This is a genomic window from Actinomadura keratinilytica (assembly GCF_039539665.1).
Taxonomy (GTDB): Bacteria; Actinomycetota; Actinomycetes; order Streptosporangiales; family Streptosporangiaceae; genus Spirillospora; species Spirillospora keratinilytica.
This window is the reverse complement of the sequence record NZ_BAABDO010000124.1, coordinates 1-18,609: the sequence shown is the minus strand read 5'-3', so window position 1 is coordinate 18,609 and position 18,609 is coordinate 1. Positions and strand designations below refer to the sequence as shown.

The following is an 18,609-nucleotide window of genomic DNA, read 5'->3' as shown; positions in this document are numbered from 1 at the left end:
GCCGCCGACCGCGTCGGTGTGGCCGGACGCGGCCCCGCCCTCCGCCGCGCCCGGGGACGGGCGGCAGGGGGCGGGCGGCGCGGAGGTGGAGGCCACGCAGCTGGACCCGGCGCCGTTCGCCGCGCAGGCCGACCCGGAGGCCACCTCGCGCGATCCGCTGCCTCCCCCGCCCGCACCGGTGTCGGAACCGCCGCCGCCGGTGCCGCCCGCGCCGTCGCTGGAGTCCGGCCCGCAGATCGCCGAGGCCTACGGCATCCGGTTCCTGTGCGGCGCCGACGACATCGAACGCGTCGTGACCGAGGTGCGGCGGCGCGGCAAGTGGGCGCAGCGGCTGCGCGGCCAGGAGGTGTCCACCGCGTCCATGCCGGCGCTGCTGCTGATCGGCGCGCCGTCCAGCGGGCAGCGGCGGCTGGCGCGCATGGTGTCGCGCGCGCTGGCCGATGTGGGGGTGGCCGGCGGGCAGGTGCACGGCGTGCACGCCGAGGAGGTCCGCGGCCGCGGCCCCGCCGGGCTGCGCGGGGTGCTGGAGGAGCACGCCGGGCACACCCTGCTGCTGGACGGCCTGGACGCGCTGGTCCTCGACGATCCGCAGGGCGCCGCCTACGCCGAGCACCTGTACGAGGCCAGGCTGGAGGGCGTCAGCGACACCACGCTGCTGGCCACGTGCGAGCCGGCGCGGGTGGCCGAGCTGTCGGCGGCGGCGCCGGAGCTGATGGCCGACCTGCGCGCGGTGCGGCTGCCGGACATGGGCGAGCCGCGGGTGCGCGCGGGCCTGCTGGCGCTGCTGGCCGAGGAGCGGCGGCTGCGGCTGGGCCCGGACGCCTGGGAGGTCGCGCACCGCGAGTTGGGCGGGCTGCGCGGCCGTGGGCGGCTGACCGGGGCGCGGCTGGTGGAGACCTACCTGGATCGCGCCGTCACCCGCCACCTCGGCCGGGCCGACGCCACGCAGGCGCTCGACAGCGCCGACGTGCTGACGCTGACCGCGGCCGACCTGGAGGGCCTGGCCGCCGAGCTGTCGGCCTGACCGCCCCGCGGGCCGCGTCCCGTCAGGCGGGCGCCCCTCCCCACCAGCGCGCCGGCAGGCGCGGGTCGGACCACAGCCGCCACACCCGCTCGACGGGCGCGTCGAAGTCGGCGGCCACGGTGAGGGGCAGGGTGTCGTAGTCCTTGCCGATGTCCTTGTCGGCTTGGTCGTGTGCTAGGGGGTCGCCGCCGCACCGGCAACCTCCCCCCCCCCCCCCCCGAATGCGCACGGGCATGGGCCCGACCGGCGCGCGGGCGTCGGCCCGGGAAACGAACCCGCAGGGAAGGGACAACGCCGGCGGCGTCGGCGACCATGAAGGCGTGGATCGCGTGGACCGGCTGCTGGTTCTCATCGCCGAACTGCGCGCCGCCGCCCCCGAACCCCTCACCTCCGGCGAGCTGGCCGAGCGGCTGGGCGTCAGCGCCCGCACGGTGCGCCGCGACCTGGAGCTGCTGATCCACGGCGGTCTGCCGGTGCGGTCCAGGCGGGGCCGCGGCCACGTCCTGACCGCCGAGCCCGCGCCGCCGCCGCTGAGCGAGGCCGCCTCGCTGGTCGGCCCGGTGCGCGACACGCTGGCGGCGGCGGTGCGCTCCCGCCGCGTGGTGCGCCTGGCCTACACCGACCGGTCCGGTGCGCGCAGCCTGCGCGACGTCGAACCCCAGTGCCTGGTGCTGGGCCCCCACGCCGAGTACCTGGTGGGCTGGTGCCGCATGCGCGACGGGCCGCGGATGTTCCGCGTCGACCGCATCGGCGCCGCCTACCTGGCCGGACGCGCCGTCCCCGCCCGCGATTTGGACGGGCTGACGGCGGCGCTGCGGGTGCCGCTGCCGCGGGCACCCGCCGACGACGGTCCGCGCGGGGCGCGGCGCGGTGCCCGTTGACGGCGTGCGGTGCGCCGCGCGCCCTTTCCGGACGACCGGAGACGGCACCGGGCGGGCCGCCGAGGGCGCCTGATACCGGTGGCGTCGGCCACTTTCCCGGGCGCGGCGGCTCGCAGGTCGCGGCCCGCCGCACAGGACGAAACGCCCCTGACCAGGCGGGTGCACGCGCCTCACATGCCCCACGCCGCCGGGTCAGGCGGCCGCGGCGGACCATCGGTGGGAGTGAGCACCCCTGCGGTGCCGTTATCGTGGTTGGTGTCGGTGTGGCATGTGTCCCCCGGGCTCTACCCTTTGCCTTCGAGGAATACCGCCGGGCCGTACGGCTCGGGCAGGAGCCTCGTTGTGCCTTTCGCCGCGAGGCGACCACCACACCGGCCTGAACGTCCGGGCCCCGGCGGGCGACACGCCCGCCGGGGCCTCTCATAGCAGGGCGGGTGTGACGGACCGGACCGGCCGCAACACCCGTCCTGCTATGAGATCGCGGTGAGCACCGCCGCGGCCACCGCCGTCAGCACCGCCAGCACCGCGACCGCCGCGGCCGCGACCAGGCGGATCCGGCGGCGCCGCCGCGCCCGGCCCACCTTCGCGCCGGCTTTCGACAGGCGATGGGCCAGCCGCGGGTCGTCCTCGCTGAGGCGGGTCTCGATCTCGGCGAGGATCCGCTGCTCCTCCATCGACAGCGCCATGCCACATACCTCCGGGGGCGGATTGAAGTGCCTTGTTTCTGCCCCGGCTTCAAGATCATTATCCCCGTCGGGCGGTGACCGTCGCGCCCCGTGCGGGAGCGCTCTCACGCTGCATGCGGTCAACGGCCGTGACGTAGTAGGTGTAGGTGCGGCCGGCCTTGGCGGTCGGGTCGAGGATGCCGCCGCCGCGCACCGCGGTCAGCAGCGCCTCGGGGGCGACGCCGGCGCACCCGGGACGTTCGCCGTCCACCCGGTACACCGCATAACCCGCCGCGTCTTCGGAGGCGCCCCAGGTGACGCGCACACCGCCGTCGGTGGCTTCGGCGCGCACGCTGTGGGCGGGTGCGGGCCCGTCCCCGGCCTTGCTCTTGTCGGCGGCCGCGGGCGCCACGGGCGGCAGCGCGGGGGTGGTGTAGTGGTCGTTGCGCAGCCGGGCGGCGAACCCGTGCCGGTTCTCCACCAGGTCCGAGGCGCTGAAGTACACGTCGCCGCGCACCTGCGGGTAGCGGGCGTTGAGTTTCAGGTGCCGCGACAGCTCGTCGGGCTTGCGCCAGGCGGCGTCCTTTCCGACGCGGTAGGCGGCCTGCCCGATCGTCAGCTGCACCTTGGTGCCCTGCACCTGGCGGGCCCACCACTCCACCAGCTTGGCGTAGTCGGCGCGCGGGTCGCCGATGGTCCAGTACAGCTGGGGTGTGACGTAGTCGATCCACCCCTCGCGGATCCATTTGCGGGTGTCGGCGTGGATGTCGTCGTAGCTCTGCAGGGCGCGCGTGGGCGACCCGGCGGGGTCGCTGGTGTCGTTGCGCCACACCCCGAAGGGGCTGATGCCGAAACGCACCCACGGCTTGGCCTGGTGGACGCGTTCGGACACGGTCTTGACGAGGGTGTCGACGTTCTGGCGGCGCCAGGCGTCCTTGCCCATGCCCTTGCCGTAGGTCTTGTAGGTGGCCTGGTCGGGGAACTCCCCCGCGCCGGCCTCGGGGTAGGGGTAGAAGTAGTCGTCGAAGTGGACCGCGTCGATGTCGTACTTGCGGACCACGTCCATGACGGCCTTGACCACCAGGTCCCGCACTTCGGGCAGGCCCGGGTCGTACCACAGGCCCTTGCCGTACTTGCGCACCCAGTCGGGGTGGCGGCGGGCGGGGCTGTCGGGGGCGAGTTTGTTCACATCGCCCTGGCGGCTGACCCGGTAGGGGTTGAACCAGGCGTGGAACTCCAGGCCGCGGGCGTGCGCCTCGTCCAGCATGAACTTCAGCACGTCGTAGCCGGGGTCCTTGCCGGGCGTGCCGGTGATCCACTGCGACCACGGCTCGTAGGGGGAGTCGTAGAAGGCGTCGGAGTTGGGGCGGATCTGCACGAACACCGCGTTGAGGTTCATCGCGCGGGCGTGGTCGAGCAGCTTGCGGAAGTCGGCTTTCTGCTGGTCGGCGGCGCGGTGGCCGTCCTTGGGCCAGTCGATGTTGCCGACGGTGGCGATCCACATGCCGCGCAGTCGGCGGCCCTTGGTCCCGTCGGGTCTCGGCGCGTCGGGGCATTCGGCGGCCGCGACGCCGGGCGCCCTGTCGCCCGCCTTGCGTTCGTCGGCGCCGCCCAGTGCCGGCACGCACCCGGCGGACGCGGTCAGCGTTCCCGTGGCCAGTGCGCCCGCGGCCAGCGCCCGCGCGATGGCACCCGGCGTCCCCTTGTTCGTCCAGACCATGACGAGCCATTGTTACGCACGCGTTGCCGTGCTCGGCGCCAAACGGCGATGCGCGTGTGATGCCTGGACGTCCCGATGGGCCGCGTTCGTCTCTTTTGTTTCGCCCGGTCGCGCGCTTGTGCCGCCGCCCGCGCGGTGCGGGTGTCACCGGCGGGCGTCGTCGGCGTTTGCGGTCCGGTGGTCGCGGTCGGCGGACGGTCACGCAAAGTTGCAAAATTCGAACGTCCGTTCTATCGTCCGGATGTTCGATGGAACGGGGGTGCGTGCCGATGCGCTGGGACAACCTGCGGCTCGACGACGGTGCCGGGCCCGGCCCGGCGGCGCCGCTGATCGAACGCCGCGCGATCGCCCGCACGTTCGACACGCCCGGTTTCCGCGGCATGACCTTCTACGAGGTGCAGGCCCGTTCGATCATCAACCGCGTCCCGGCCGCCTCCCGCATGCCGTTCCGCTGGACCGTCAACCCCTACCGCGGCTGCTCGCACGCGTGCGTCTACTGCTGCTCCGGTGACACCCCGATCCTGATGGCCGACGGCCGCACCAAGCCTCTGCGGGAGGTGCGCGTCGGCGACCGCGTCTACGGCACGCGCCGCGAGGGGCGCCACCGCCGCTTGGTGGTGACGCAGGTCCTCGACCACTGGCAGACGGTCAAGCCCGCGCACCGGGTCGCGCTGCGGGACGGCACCCGGCTGGTCACCAGCGGCGACCACCGGTTCCTGACCGGCCGCGGCTGGAGGCACGTCACCGGCGGCGGGCCCGGGGAGCGGCGGCGTCCGCACCTGGCGCCGGGCGACGTGCTGGTCGGCACCGGGCGTTTCGCCGCGCCGCCGAAGGTCGACGACGACTACCGCCGCGGGTACCTGTACGCGGTGCTGCACGCTTACGGACACGGGCAGGGTCGCGGGCAGGGGCAGGGTCGCGGGCAGGCCGGCCCGCACCAGGTCGTCGGGCTGCCCGCCGGTGATGCCGAAGTGCTCGCCAGGGTGCGCCGCTACCTGGAGCATTTCGGCGTCCACTGCGAGGCTCTGCGCGGGCCGGCGGAGCGCGGTGGTGAGGGGGCCGGTGTCGGCGGCGCCGTGGCGGTGGCCGCCGCCGAGCGGCCGGCCCGGTGTCCGCGCCGGCCGTCGCGGGCGTGGCAGACGGGTCTGCTCGCCGGGCTGTTCGACACCGGCGCCGGCGGCGACCACGCGGTGTCGCGGATCGCGGTCGCCGACGCGGAGATGTTCGGCATGCTGCGCCGCGCGCTGGCCGAGCTGGGGTTCGCCCACACACTCGATCCCACCACCGACTGCACCGACGCCGGTGCCGGGGCGGCGCCGCGCGGTGTCCGCCTCACCGGCGGGCTGCGGGAGCGGCTGCGGTTCCTGCACGCGGTCGGCCCGGCGGCCGCGTCCAGGTGGCCGCTGGAGGGCGCGGCGGTGGCGGGCGAGGCGTCGCTGGAGGTGGTGTCGGTCGAGCCGCTGGGCCTGCAGGCGCCGTTGTACGACATCACCACCGGCACCGGGGACTTCATCGCCGACGGGGTGGTGTCGCACAACTGCTTCGCGCGCCGCTCGCACCAGTACCTGGACCTGGACGCGGGCGCCGACTTCGACTCCAAGATCGTGGTGAAGGTGAACGCGGGCGAGCTGGTGCGCCGGGAGCTGGCCTCGCCGCGCTGGCGCGGCGAGCACATCGCGTTGGGCGCCAACGTCGACTGCTACCAGCGCGCCGAGGGCCGCTACCGGCTGATGCCGCCGATCCTGGAGGCGCTGCGGGACGCCGCCAACCCGTTCTCCATCCTGACCAAGGGGTCGCTGATCCTGCGGGATGTGCCGTTGCTGGTGGAGGCGGCCCGGCGCACCGAGGTCGGCGCGGCGGTGTCGGTGGGGTCGGTGGACCGGGAGCTGTGGCGGCTGGTGGAGCCGGGCACGCCCGCGCCGGACAAGCGGTTGGAGGTGTGCGCGGCGCTCAACGACGCGGGTGTGCGCTGCGGGGTGGTGATGGGGCCGGTGCTGCCCTATGTGAGCGACTCCCCCGCGCAGCTGGAGGAGACGGTCCGGCGGATCGCCGAGGCGGGCGCCACGTCGGTGACGGCGATCACGCTGCATCTGCGGCCGGGGGCGCGCGAGTGGTACATGGCGTGGCTGCGGGAGCACCGTCCCGACCTGGTGGTGCCGTATGCGCGGCTGTATCGGGGCGGCGCGTACGCGCCGCGCGAGTTCCAGGAGCGGATCTCGCAGCGGGTGCGGGAGCTGGCGGCCAAGTACGGCATCGACCGCCGCTCTGCCGGGCACCGCGGCCAGGCCCCGCCCGGGCCCCGGCCCTCCGGCGGGCCGTCGTCCGGCGGGCCGCAGCAGCTGTCGCTGCTGTGACCCTGACGAATGTGACCCTGACGAATGTGACCCTGGCGATGTGACCTTGGCGAAGGGGCCGCAGCCCCCGGCGGGCATGCCTTGCGGGCAGACCGCTTGCGGGGGCTGCGGCCGGGTGCGGTGGGGGTCATCGGTCGGGGCAGGCGCCGAGCAGTTCCACGCCGCCGCGGGAACCGGACGCGGTGTCAGCGGTGTCGCGGCCGGTCTCCGCCCAGTTCACCAGGGCGGTGCGGCAGGCGTGGTCCAGGTGCCGCAGGCCCGACAGGTGCAATTCGATCCGCCGGTCGCGCGGCAGGCCCTCGAGGGTGTCGAGCAGTTTCGGCAGCCGCAGGAAGGTCGCGTTGCCGCTGAGGCGGACGCGGATGGGGCCGGTGCCGGTGTCGTCGACGTCCAGGTGCACCTGGGAGGTCTCCCAGGCGGTCTTGAGCACGGCCAGCAGCAGTCCCAGCAGCACGCCCTCGAACAGGTTGAGGGCGACCACGGCGGTGGCGGTGCAGATCAGGATGACCGCTTCGCCGCGGTGCTCGCGCCACAGCCTCGGTATCTGCGGCAGCGGGATGAGTCTCCATCCGGCGTGCACCAGCACCCCGGCCAGTGCGGCCAGGGGGATGGCCTGCAGGACGGCGGGGAAGGCGGCGGCGAACACCAGCAGCCACACGCCGTGCAGGACGCGGGAGGCCTTGGTGCGGGCGCCGGCCTGGACGTTGGCGGCGCTGCGCACGATCACCGCGGTCATCGGCAGGGCGCCCAGCGCGCCGCACACGGCGTTGCCGGTTCCCTGGGCGACCAGTTCCCGGTCGTAGTCGGTGCGGGGGCCGTCGTGCATGCGGTCGACGGCGGCGGCGCTGAACAGGCTTTCGGCCGAGCAGATCAGCGTGAACGCCACGACGGTGCCCAGCACGGTCACGTCGGCCAGCAGGGCCAGTTCGGCGGTGCCGGGCGGTTGGATCGCCTCGGCCAGTCCGTGTATCTGGAGCCGGTCGACCGGTAGGTCGAAGGCGGCCGCGGCGGCGGTGGCCAGCGCGACGGCCGCCAGCGGTCCGGGCACGGCGCGCACCGGGCCGGGCAGCCGGTGCCAGCAGGCCAGGACGGCGATGGTGGCGGCGCCGATGCCGAGCGCGGCGGGCGCGCCGGGCGTGGTGGGGGCGTCGGCGGCCAGCCCCGGCAGTCCGGCGATCTTGGCGGGGCCGGAGTCGGGGGCGGGGGTGTCGGCCATCGCGTACAGCTGTCCGGCGATGAGGGTCAGGCCGATGCCGGCGAGCATGCCCTCGACGACGGCGATGGAGGTGGCGCGGAACCAGCGGCCCAGGCGCAGGGCGCCCAGCAGGATCTGCAGCAGCCCGGCGGCCAGGACGAGTACGCCCAGGGCGGGCGGTCCTAACTGCTGGACGGCCTGGTACACCAGGACGGTCAGTCCGGCGGCGGGGCCGGACACCTGCAGGCTGCTGCCGGGCAGCAGACCGGTGACCAGGCCGCCGACGATGCCGGTGATCAGGCCGAGTTCGGCGGGGACGCCGGAGGCGACGGCCACGCCGACGCACAGCGGCACGGCGACCAGGAACACCACCAGGGAGGCGGGCAGGTCGTGGCGGAGTGCGGCGGGGACTGCCAGTCGCCCGCCGCCGCGGTGGTGTCGGGTGCCGCGGCCGGTGGGGGCGTCGGTCGCGGCGGGGTTGTCATGGGCACCGGCTTGGGTGTCGGCGCGGGTGCCGGGGGTCACGTTGCGCTTGCCGGTCAATGTTTCGGTCCTTTACAGCGGCGTGAAGGTGCCGTCGCAGGGTCGGTGGGCGTACACGGTCCCGGTGTGGACCTGGTAGTACCAGCCGTGCAGGGTGAGGGTGCCGTCGGCGAGGCGGGTGCGGACGGCGGGGTAGCCGCGGAGGCGGTCGAGTTGGGCGAGGACGTGGCGTTGTACGGCGGCGGTGAGGGCGGTTTCGTCGTCGTCGGATGTGTCGTCGGATGTGTCGTCGGATGTGTCGTCGGCTGTCGTGTGGGTTGCCTGGTGGGTCGCCTGGTGGGCTGTCTGCTGTGGTGTGCCGGGTGCGTGGCGGCCGGTGTCCGGTCCACCGGTTCCGTGTTCAGGAGTGGTGCGTTCAGTGGTTCGGTGTTCAGTGGTGTCGTGTTCAGTGCTGGTGTGTTCGGCGGTGTCGTGTTCGGCGGTGGTGTCGGCGAGCCAGCGGGCCAGGGCCGGGACGGTGGTCAGGTCGTCGCCGCGGACCAGGGCGCCGACGGCGCCGCAGTGGGAGTGCCCGCATACCACGATGTCGTTGACCCGCAGGACCTGGACGGCGAATTCGATGGTGGCGGCCTCGCCGCTGGGCCGGTCCAGGCTGTAGGCGGGCACGATGTTGCCGGCGGTGCGCAGTTCGAACAGTTCGCCTGGTAGGGCGCGGCAGATCAGCGACGGGATGACCCGTGAGTCCGAGCAGGAGATGAACAGCACCTGCGGGGACTGGCCGGCGGCAAGCGGCGCCAGGTGCCAGCCGTCGGCGTCGGCGCGGGCGGGGAAGGCGCGGGCATGTTCGATCAGAGAGTGCATGGCGAGTACCTCCAAGGGCGCCGCCGTCTGCGGGCGTGCGCGATCGATGGAGTAACGGTCGGTCGGGGTCGGCGGTGGTGGGGTGGTGCGCGTGCGGCGGCGTCGGCCGGCGGCGCTCACCGTGGTGGGCGCCGCGGGGCCGGGTGCCGGTGCACGGCGGGCCGCGCCGCGCGGGCGGTGTCACCGCCGCGTGGCGGGTGGAGACGCCCCCGGCGGCCGGGGGCGGGTGAAGGCGGTCGTCAGCAGCGGAACACCTGCAGCAGCGCGGTGGTCTGCGCGGCTGTTCTGCGGGTCAGGCAGCGGGGCCGGGCGTCGAAGCCGTGCGGCCGGTGGAGGGTGAGTGCGTGGGTGCCGTCCAGGTGGGGTGCCAGGACGCAGTCGGGGCCGTGCAGCGGCCGGTTGTCGGTGGCGACGCCGCGCAGCCGCAGGTGGGAGACGTGCAGGGGGACCTGGACGGGGTCGTGGTTCTGGCAGGCCTGCCCCGTGCCGGCCCGTTCGGCGCCGATGGCGGCGTTGCCGGGTGCGGCGGCGCGGGCCGCGGTGGTGCGGGGGGTGTCGTGGGCCGCGGCGGCTGCGGCGACGCGTCCTTGGGGCCGCGTGCCGCCGGTGAAGGTGCCCTCGGTGAAGGTGCCCTCGGCGAGGGCGCCGATCGCGCGTGGGGCGGTGTCGGTGCGGGCGTGGGCGTCGGGGTGCGCGGAGGCGGTGGCGTGCGGGGACAGTCCCGCGATGAGCACCACCAGCCCGGCCAGCAGGCAGGACAGTACGGCCGACGCCCGAGTGAGCGTTCGCGCCAGTGTCACCGCCGGCCCCCTCATCGTGTCGGCCCCGGGGCTCGGTCCCCGGATGTCGGCATGGTGCGTCCGGTCGCACGGACCGGTTCCGAACAGTGATCTGATGGTTACGATAAGGCAGCCTGGCCACTGTAAGGTTATCGCCGCGTTAAACATGTTGAAGATCACATTCCGGTTGGCGGGTGGCCGTCGCGGTGCGAGGTGGCGCGACGCGCAGGTCACACGGGGCGTGCATGCCGGCGCGCCGCCGGGGCGGCCCGGGGGCGCGGCCGGTGGGGGCGTGTCGGCGGGGTCAGCGAATTCAGGCCGGCGGGTCAGGTCGCGGAGATCACGTGGAGCGGATCGCCGATAGGCTCGGGGGCATGCCGGGGTTGGCGCGTGAGCAGGAGCGGCCCGTCGTCGTCGAACGCGCGCGGGGCGGGGACGGCGAGCTGGTGCTGCGCAGGTGCGGGGAGCACCACGAGATCATCAGCAACGGGGTGTTCCTGATGGACACCCGGGACGGGCGGTCCGAGCGGCTGCTGGTGCGCGCGGCGGTGGCGGATCTGCGGGCGCCGGTGCGGGTGCTGGTGGGCGGGCTGGGGGTGGGGTTCTCCCTGGCCGAGGCGGTGTCGCTGCCGCAGGTGGCCGCGGTGACGGTGGTGGAGAAGGAGCCCGCGGTGATCGCCTGGCACCGCACGCATCTGCGTCACTGCTCGGCGGGGGCGCTGGAGGATCCGCGGGTGCGGGTGCACTGCGCCGACCTGCTGGAGTGGCTGTCCGGCTCCCCCGGCGCCCAGTCCCCCGGCCGCGGGCCCGACGCGGCGGGCGACGCCGCGGCCGGCGAGGTGTTCGACGCGGTGTGCCTGGACATCGACAACGGCCCGGACTGGACGGTCACCGCGTCCAACGCGCGCCTGTACGGGGCGGCGGGGCTGGATCTTGTGGCCGCGCGCATGTCGCGGCGCGGGGTGCTGGCGGTGTGGAGCGCGGCCGCGGCTCCGGCGTTCGAGAAGCTGCTGCGGGGGCGTTTCGCCGATGTGCGGGTGCGGCGGGTGCCGGTGCCGCGCGGCGAGCCCGACGTGGTCTACCTCGCGCGCGGCCTGCGGGACGCCGCCGAAGCGTGACCGCCCCCGGGACTCACGCGACGGCCCGCAGGCGGCGTGCAGGCGGCGCGGCGGGCGGGGGTAGTGCGGAGGCGACAAGAAACCGGGGCCGGATTCTGTAGGGATGCCGGATCCTCCAGCTTGCGCCTGGTTCGCTAGTTTCGGGCTGTCGTTAAGCGAGGGAGGTTCTGTGGCTACCGCTCATGTGGCCCGGCGGCGTGCGGCCGTCCTGGGTGATCTGCTGCCCGGTTCGCTGGCACGCGACGCCGCGCTGGTGGTCGGCTCGGCGGCGCTGGTCGGCGTCGCCGCGCAGGTCGCCGTGCCGATCCCGGGGACGCCGGTGCCGGTCAGCGGGCAGACGTTCGCCGTGCTGCTGGCCGGTGCGGCGCTGGGCTGGGGGCGCGCGGCGCTGGGGATGGTGCTGTACCTGGCGGCGGGCCTGGCCGGGGTGCCGTGGTTCGCCGAGGGCTCCTCGGGCGCCGGGTCGCCGTCGCTGGGCTACGTGCTGGGCTTCGTGGTGGCGGCGGCCGTGGTGGGCCGGCTGGCCGAGCGGGGCGGCGACCGCACCCCGGTCCGCACGGTCGGCACCATGCTGGTCGGCACCGTGATCATGTACGCGGCGGGCGTGCCGTACCTGATGGCGGCGCTGGGCGTGGACCTCGGCCGGGCCCTGGAGCTGGGCGTCGCGCCGTTCCTGATCGGGGACGCGCTGAAGGTGCTGCTGGCGGCGGGGCTGCTGCCGACGGCGTGGCGGCTGCTGGGCACCCGCCGCGACGGCGCCGCCTGACCCCGCCCGCCGGTTTGCACTGCCGGTTCGCACTGCCGATTCGGGTCTGCCGATCCGCCCGTCCCGGGTGCCGCCCCGGGGCGGGCGGTCGCCTTTCCGGGCCCTGCCCGGTGCCCGCGCGGGCCCGCCTCGGCGGCCCGCACGCGGCGGGGCGGACTGTGGCGCACGCCTCAGAACGACCACCGGCCACCCCTGTTTGAACGGGTTCAAAAGTGCCGTACAGTGGGCCGCGTGAGGCTCGCCGTGACCGCGCCGGACCGTCTCGACGTGCACACCGTCGAGATCGACGATCCAGGCGACTTGATCAGCTGTCTTCCGCATCCGTCCGCGCTGGCGTGGGTCCGGCACGGCGAGGGCCTGGTGGGCTGGGGGGAGGCGGCGCGGCTGACGGTCCCGGCCGGTCCGGGCCGCTTCACCGCGGTGCAAGGCCTTCTGGCCGAGCTGTTCGGCGGGGCGCGTGTGGACGACCCGCTGGGCGTGCCGGGGTCGGGCCCGGTGGCGTTCGGCAGTTTCGCCTTCGACCCCGCCTCGGGCGGCTCGGTGGTGATCGTGCCGCGGCGCGTGCTCGGGCGGCGCGGCGGCCGGGCATGGCTGACCACGATCGGCGAGGCGTCCGGCCCGGCGGCGCGCCCGGTGGAGTCCGCCGATCCGCTCACCGCACCGTCACAGCTGACCTGGAGCGACGGCGCGCTCAGCGCCCCGGGCTGGCAGCGCGCCGTGGCCGCGGCGGTGCAGCACATCCGCACCGGGCGGCTGGGCAAGGTGGTGCTGGCCCGCGACCTGTACGCGCAGGCGGCCGAGCCGATCGACGCACGCGTGCTGCTGGCGCGGCTGGCCCAGCGGTTCCCCGCCTGCTACACCTTCGCCTGCGCAGGGCTGGTCGGCGCGACCCCCGAACTGCTGATCCGCCGGACCGGCGAGGAGGTGGAGTCGCTGGTGCTGGCGGGCACGACCGCACGCGGCACCGACCCGGCCGACGACACCGCACGCGCCGCACGCCTGCTTGCCTCGGCCAAAGACCGCCACGAGCACGCCTATGCGGCGCAGATGGTGCGGGAGGCGCTGGCGCCGCTGTGCGCCGAACTGAGCGTGCCCGACGACCCGCAGGTGCTGACGCTGCCCAACGTGATGCACCTGGCCTCCCCGGTGCGGGGACGCCTGCACGGCGAGCGGTCGGTGCTGGACGTGGTGGAGGCGCTGCACCCCACGCCCGCGGTGTGCGGGACGCCCACCGACCGCGCCCTGGAACTGATCAGGCACCTGGAAGCCATGGACCGGGGCCGGTATGCCGGCCCGGTGGGCTGGGTGGACGCCCGCGGCGACGGCGAGTGGGGCATCGCGCTGCGGTGCGCCGAACTGGACGGCACCCGGGCCCGGCTGTTCGCCGGATGCGGCATCGTGGCCGACTCGGACCCGGCGGCGGAACTGGCCGAGGCGCACAACAAGTTCCGCGCCATGCGCTACGCCCTGCAGGGCTGAGCCCCGCCCCTCCCCCGGGCCGACAGTCACTCGGGCCGGCAGGTCACCCGGGCTGGCAGGTAGGGCACCAGAACAGGTTGCGTCCGGCCAGGGTGCGGGCGCGCACGGCCGCGCCGCACACCAGGCACGGCTGCCCCGTGCGCCGGTACACATAGACCTCGCCGCCGTGGTCGTCGACACGCGGCGGCCGGCCCATCGCCTCGGGAGTGTGCTCGGGGCGGACGGTGTCGATCCGCCCGGCGCGCACCCCCTCCTTCATCAGCACCACCAGGTCGTCCCACAGCGCCTGCCACTGCGACCGCGACAGGGCGCGCCCGGGCAGATCGGGGTGGATGTTGCCGCGGAACAGCACCTCGGCGCGGTAGATGTTGCCGGGGCCGGCGATCACCGACTGGTCCATCAGCAGCTGGGCGATCGGGGCGCGGCTGCGGCTGATGCGGCGCCAGGCCCGGTCCGGGTCGGCGTCGGCGCGCAGCGGGTCGGGCCCCAGCCGGTCCCGCAGCAGCTTCACCTGCGGCGTGTCGAGCAGCTCACAGGTGTTGGGGCCGCGCAGATCGGCGTAGTCGCCGTCGTCACCGGTCCCCGTCAGGCGCAACCGCACCTGCCCCACAGGAGCGGGCGCGGGCAGCGACCCGAAGGCGTACTTACCGTAAATGCCCAAGTGCACGTGCAGAACACGGTCGTGGGCGAAATACAGCAGCAGATGCTTGCCGTGGGCGTCGGCGTGCTCGAGCACCTGACCATCGATCAGGCGGGCGCCGTCGGCGAAACGCCCCTGGGGGCTGTGGGCGCGCACGGGCCGGCCGCCGAACCGGGTGCGGTGTTCGGCGGCCAGGCGGTGAATGGTGTGTCCTTCGGGCATAGCGGGCCCAGCATAGGCGCACGGTGATCTCCACCGCGCCCGGTTCGCACCGGGCGGGCGGGGCCGGTCGCCGACGGTCAGTCGCGCACGGCGGCGCCGACCTCGCGCATGTGCCGCAGCGCCTGCCGGTAGGAGTCCACCAGACCGGTCTCGGTGTAGGGCAGGCCGACCCGGGCGCAGTGCGCCCGCACCAGCGGCTGCAACCGCCGCAGGCTGGGACGCGGAGCACTGGGGAACAGATGGTGCTCGATCTGGTAGTTCAGGCCGCCCATCAGCCAGTCGGTGAGCACCCCGCCCCGCACGTTGCGGGAGGTGAGCACCTGCCGCCGCAGATGACCCCACCGCTCACCGGGGCCGGGCATGGCCATCCCCTTGTGGTTGGGCGCGAACACGCACCCCAGATGCAGACCGAACAGAGCGTGGTGGACGAGCACGAACACCACCGCCTTGCCCGGGGACATCAGCGTGAACACCAGCCCCAGATACCCGGCCGCGTGCACGGCCAACGCCACCGCCTCCACCAGCCGCCCGCCGCGCCCGTCACGCCAACTCCGCCCAGCCCGCCGGGCACCCGAGCGCAGATGCACAACGCTGCTGACCTTCAGGTTGAACCCCTCCAGCAGCAGCAACGGGAAGAACGCGGCCGCCTGATGCCGCGCCAACCACGCCCAGACGCCGCGGCGCCGCTCGGCCTGCTCGGCCGTCCACACCAGCACGCCCTCCCCGACATCGGGATCCTTGCCGACATGGTTGGGATGGGCGTGGTGGCGGTTGTGCTTGTCGTTCCACCACGACTGGCCCATGCCCAGCAGCAGGTTGCCCAGCAGCAGCCCCAGCCACCACCCGGACCGGGCGGTGCGGGCGATCTGGTGGTGCCCGGCGTCATGGCCGAGGAAGGCGGTGCGCGCCCACAGCAGCGCCAGCGGCACCGCCAGCGCCAACACCCACCACGACGACCCCGCCCAGGCCACCGCCGCCCAGGCCAGGGCGGTACCGCCAAGGGTGATCACGAAGTCGCGGACGTAGTAGCCGGTGCGGCGGTCCAGCAGACCGCCGGCGCGCACCTCGCGCGCCAGCGGCGCGAAGTCGCTCCCGGACGAACCACCGGACGGGCCGCCTGGTGAAGCGCCGGCCCGTCGGGCGGCGGCGGTGGCGGGCAGGGCAGCGGGCATCAGACCTCCGTGGATCGCGGAACGGCAAAGCGGGGTGCGCGGCGTCCTTCCACCGCCGTGATCACCTTCTGGCGACGCTATGCGCACCCGAACCCGACGGTCGCCCCGCCACAGAGCCAACCGCGGCATGGCTCCCAGGTCTGGGGTCACCCCACCGACCGGCACCTGCGGTACCGGATGATCACCAGCACCCGCCAGCCTGCCGCCGCCCGCCACCGGACGCACGGGAGCCCGCTCCCCCAACCACGGTGGGCCCAACCCCCGAACGAAAGAGGGACAACCCTCCCCCCAAGGTCTCCCCGACCTACCCCCGAGCCGCCACCCCCGCCCCACCGCCACCACACCGCACGCCCCGCCCCCCTGCTCACCACCGCCCCCACAAACGGCATATAGGGTCGTAAGCCATGAACGCGAGCACTCGGTGGATCGAACTGGACGGTGCGGTCAACGTCCGCGACCTGGGCGGACTCCCCACACTCGACGGACGCCAGACACGCCGCGGACGAGTGCTCCGCGCCGACAACCTGCAGAACCTCTCTGTCGCCGACATCCGCGTCCTGCTGGACGAACACGCCCTCAAAAACGTCATCGACCTGCGCAGCGAAGCCGAAGTACGCCTCGAAGGCCCCGGCCCCCTCACCCGCATCCCCTCGGTACGGCTGCACCACCTGTCACTGTTCGCCGAAGGCGGCGCACACACCGACGTCACCGCCGACACCGTCGACGTCGACAAAGTCCTGCCCTGGCACTACCGCGAACATGACGGCCCCGAACACGAACGCCCCATCGCCCACTACCTCGGCTACCTGCACAACCGAGCCGACTCCATCGTGGCCGCCCTCCGCGTCATGGCCCGCACCGACGGCGCCGCACTCGTCCACTGCGCCGCCGGCAAAGACCGCACCGGCGTCGTCTGCGCACTCGCCCTCGAAGTGGCCCAGGTGACACGCGAAGCCATCGTCGCCGACTACGCCATGACCGGCGAACGACTCGAAGCCATCCTGACCCGACTGCGCGCCAGCGACACCTACGCCGCAGACCTCGACTCCCGCCCCGCCCACACCCACGAACCCCACGCGGCCATCATGGACAAATTCCTGGCACGCGTGGACGAGGAATTCGGCGGCACACTCGAATGGCTCGCCCAACACGGCTGGACCGACGACGACACCGCCGCCCTCCGCAACCGCCTCCTCACCTGACCCCGGCCGAAGGCGACACCCCGCTCACACCGGGCCGCCGTCCTCCCCCTCACCACCATCCGACGGCCCCGGCGACGGCGAAGACGGCGACGGAGACGGAGACGTCGCACTCGGCGACGGGCGCGGCGCCTCCGTCGGCGGCGGCACCAACGGAGGCGACAGCGACGGCGACGGCGGATCCGGCGGCGCCACCGGCGGCTCACCTACCCGCGGCTGACACGCGAACAACACCAACAGCAACAACCCCAACAACACCAACACCGCCACCAACGTCACAATCGCCGCCACCAACGGCCGATCCGACCGCCGCGCCCCCGACACCACCCCCACCGGAGCAGACGACACCGCCTCCCCCACAGCAGGCTCCCCCGCCCCCAACCAATACGGCTGAAACTGCGGCCCCCGACGCCGCCCGTTCCACCGCCCACCAAACGACCCCCGCAACACCACCGAATCCAAAAACCGCTCCGCCCCCACACGATCAGGACGATCCGCGTCATACCGCGTCGCCACCCACGGCGCCGCCCCATCCGGCTGCGCCGCCACCACCGGCGCCGCCTCCCCATCCCCCTCACCGGCCCGCCCAGACCGCGGCCACGCAGCCTCGATCGCCGCCCGAAAACGATCCCGAGCCGCCGCATCCCCCGCGGCCCCCCGATTCAACACCGCCACACTCGCCTGCCGCCCCTCGGCATCCACACCCAGATACACCACCCCGGCAGACGTCTCCGCCAACCGCGCCGACAACCGATACGGCCCAAGCTGAACAGGATCACCCGATGGCAGCGGCCTCGACATGGCCGCCAGACTAACAACCCACACCCACCACCAGACCCCACCGCACCCACTCGTCCCGCACACCACCGCAAACGTGATCGCGTAGGGTCGAAAGGAGCGCCCGGCCGCTCCCCGCGGAACCACTCCGAGGACAGTGAGGACGCCCAATGACCACCGCCGCCCACGATGTCGACCAGGCCGCGACCCTCCTCCAGCAAACCGTGAGCGAGGTCCAAAAAGTCATCGTCGGCCAGGACCACATGGTCGAGCGCATGGTCGTCGCCCTCCTCGCCAAAGGCCACTGCCTCCTCGAAGGCGTCCCCGGCGTCGCCAAGACCCTCGCCGTCTCCACCCTCGCCCGCGTCGTCGGCGGCACCTTCGCCCGCCTCCAGTTCACCCCCGACCTCGTCCCCTCCGACATCGTCGGCACCCGCATCTACCACCCCTCAACCGAACAGTTCGACGTCGAACTCGGCCCCGTCTTCGCCAACTTCGTCCTCGCCGACGAAATCAACCGCGCCCCCGCCAAAGTCCAATCCGCCCTCCTGGAAGTCATGGCCGAACGCCAGGTCTCCCTCGGCGGCACCACCTACCCCCTCCCCCGCCCCTTCATCGTCCTGGCCACCCAGAACCCCATCGAATCCGAAGGCGTCTACCCCCTCCCCGAAGCCCAGCGCGACCGCTTCCTCATGAAGATCGACGTCCGCTACCCCGGCGCCCACGAAGAACTCCAGATCCTGCGCCGCATGAGCGTCGACCCGCCCGAAGCCACCCCCGTCCTCGACCCCGACCGCCTCACCGCCCTCCAACGCGCCGCCGCCGAAGTCTCCGTCCACGAACTGGTCGCCGACTACATCGTCCGCCTCGTCATGGCCACCCGCGAACCCGACCAGTACCGCCTCCCCGACCTGCGCCAGGTCATCGAAATCGGCGCCAGCCCCCGCGCCACCCTCGGCCTCGTCGCCGCCGCCCGCGCCCTCGCCCTCCTCAACGGACGCGACTACGTCCTCCCCGACGACGTCCGCGCCGTCGCCCGCGACGTCATGGCCCACCGCATCGTCCTCACCTTCGACGCCCTCGCCGACGGCGTCGACACCAACGAAGTCGTCGCCCAGATCCTCGCCGCCGTCCCCCCACCCCGCGTCGTCTGGAACCACGGCGCCGCGGTGAGCGCATGACCACCCCCACCCCCCACCCCCACCGGGGCACCCCACCCGAAATCGCCCCGGCACCCCAACCTGCCTTCCACCCACCCGCCGACACCCCCACCC

Annotated in this window: 15 protein-coding genes and 1 pseudogene; 8 read left to right on the top strand and 8 right to left on the bottom strand. The window is 74.0% G+C overall.

Annotated elements, in window-relative coordinates; translation table 11 throughout:
* Window positions 1-1,024, top strand: a pseudogene (locus tag ABD879_RS27390) (hypothetical protein); the annotation flags it as partial.
* A gap of 22 nt (window positions 1,025-1,046) precedes the next feature.
* Here ABD879_RS27390 and ABD879_RS33035 read toward each other — a convergent pair.
* Complete coding sequence (locus tag ABD879_RS33035) at window positions 1,047-1,142, bottom strand: SRPBCC domain-containing protein (RefSeq protein ID WP_425549662.1); 96 nt, start codon at window positions 1,140-1,142, stop codon at window positions 1,047-1,049.
* Window positions 1,143-1,344: 202 nt separating this feature from the next.
* On the opposite strand from ABD879_RS33035, the gene ABD879_RS27385 reads away from it, so the two are divergent.
* On the top strand, window positions 1,345-1,905 hold the full coding sequence (locus tag ABD879_RS27385; RefSeq protein WP_345024522.1) for a helix-turn-helix transcriptional regulator: 561 nt from the start codon (window positions 1,345-1,347) through the stop codon (window positions 1,903-1,905).
* 470 nt (window positions 1,906-2,375) lie between these two features.
* Here the strand turns inward: ABD879_RS27385 and ABD879_RS27380 are convergent, their stop codons facing one another.
* Window positions 2,376-2,591, bottom strand: coding sequence for a DUF3040 domain-containing protein (locus ABD879_RS27380; protein WP_345024521.1), 216 nt, complete (start codon window positions 2,589-2,591; stop codon window positions 2,376-2,378).
* A gap of 58 nt (window positions 2,592-2,649) precedes the next feature.
* Window positions 2,650-4,290, bottom strand: coding sequence for a glycoside hydrolase family 10-like protein (locus tag ABD879_RS27375; RefSeq protein ID WP_345024520.1), 1,641 nt, complete (start codon window positions 4,288-4,290; stop codon window positions 2,650-2,652).
* A 269-nt stretch (window positions 4,291-4,559) separates the two neighbouring features.
* Here ABD879_RS27375 and ABD879_RS27370 point away from each other — a divergent pair, with 269 nt between their 5' ends.
* Complete coding sequence (locus ABD879_RS27370) at window positions 4,560-6,644, top strand: intein-containing Rv2578c family radical SAM protein (protein ID WP_345024519.1); 2,085 nt, start codon at window positions 4,560-4,562, stop codon at window positions 6,642-6,644.
* A 127-nt stretch (window positions 6,645-6,771) separates the two neighbouring features.
* On the opposite strand, the gene ABD879_RS27365 is transcribed toward ABD879_RS27370, so the two are convergent.
* The 3 genes from ABD879_RS27365 to ABD879_RS27355 form a co-directional block, all read right to left on the bottom strand.
* Window positions 6,772-8,382, bottom strand: coding sequence for a SulP family inorganic anion transporter (locus ABD879_RS27365; protein ID WP_345024518.1), 1,611 nt, complete (start codon window positions 8,380-8,382; stop codon window positions 6,772-6,774).
* A 12-nt stretch (window positions 8,383-8,394) separates the two neighbouring features.
* Complete coding sequence (locus tag ABD879_RS27360; protein ID WP_345024517.1) at window positions 8,395-9,183, bottom strand: carbonic anhydrase; 789 nt, start codon at window positions 9,181-9,183, stop codon at window positions 8,395-8,397.
* Window positions 9,184-9,422: 239 nt separating this feature from the next.
* Window positions 9,423-9,983, bottom strand: a complete 561-nt coding sequence (locus tag ABD879_RS27355) for a hypothetical protein (protein ID WP_345024516.1) — start codon at window positions 9,981-9,983, stop codon at window positions 9,423-9,425.
* A 353-nt stretch (window positions 9,984-10,336) separates the two neighbouring features.
* On the opposite strand from ABD879_RS27355, the gene ABD879_RS27350 reads away from it, so the two are divergent.
* From ABD879_RS27350 to ABD879_RS27340, 3 genes are all read left to right on the top strand, one after another.
* The gene (locus tag ABD879_RS27350; protein WP_345024515.1) at window positions 10,337-11,080 is read left to right on the top strand and encodes a spermine/spermidine synthase domain-containing protein; all 744 of its coding nucleotides are present in this window, start codon (window positions 10,337-10,339) and stop codon (window positions 11,078-11,080) included.
* A 169-nt stretch (window positions 11,081-11,249) separates the two neighbouring features.
* Entirely contained in the window at window positions 11,250-11,846 is a 597-nt protein-coding gene (locus ABD879_RS27345; protein ID WP_345024514.1) for a biotin transporter BioY, read from the top strand.
* 231 nt (window positions 11,847-12,077) lie between these two features.
* A complete protein-coding gene (locus ABD879_RS27340) occupies window positions 12,078-13,325 on the top strand; it encodes an isochorismate synthase (protein ID WP_345024513.1) in 1,248 nt (415 codons plus the stop codon).
* A gap of 43 nt (window positions 13,326-13,368) precedes the next feature.
* On the opposite strand, the gene ABD879_RS27335 is transcribed toward ABD879_RS27340, so the two are convergent.
* Both ABD879_RS27335 and ABD879_RS27330 read right to left on the bottom strand, forming a co-directional pair.
* Entirely contained in the window at window positions 13,369-14,187 is an 819-nt protein-coding gene (locus ABD879_RS27335) for an Fpg/Nei family DNA glycosylase (protein ID WP_345024512.1), read from the bottom strand.
* Between the two features lie 77 nt (window positions 14,188-14,264).
* Complete coding sequence (locus ABD879_RS27330; RefSeq protein ID WP_345024511.1) at window positions 14,265-15,359, bottom strand: fatty acid desaturase family protein; 1,095 nt, start codon at window positions 15,357-15,359, stop codon at window positions 14,265-14,267.
* Window positions 15,360-15,763: 404 nt separating this feature from the next.
* Here ABD879_RS27330 and ABD879_RS27325 point away from each other — a divergent pair, with 404 nt between their 5' ends.
* Window positions 15,764-16,561 (top strand): tyrosine-protein phosphatase, encoded by a 798-nt coding sequence (locus ABD879_RS27325; RefSeq protein WP_345024510.1) that lies wholly within the window; start codon window positions 15,764-15,766, stop codon window positions 16,559-16,561.
* Between the two features lie 944 nt (window positions 16,562-17,505).
* On the top strand, window positions 17,506-18,516 hold the full coding sequence (locus ABD879_RS27320; protein WP_345024509.1) for an AAA family ATPase: 1,011 nt from the start codon (window positions 17,506-17,508) through the stop codon (window positions 18,514-18,516).
* Window positions 18,517-18,609: the final 93 nt, after the last annotated feature.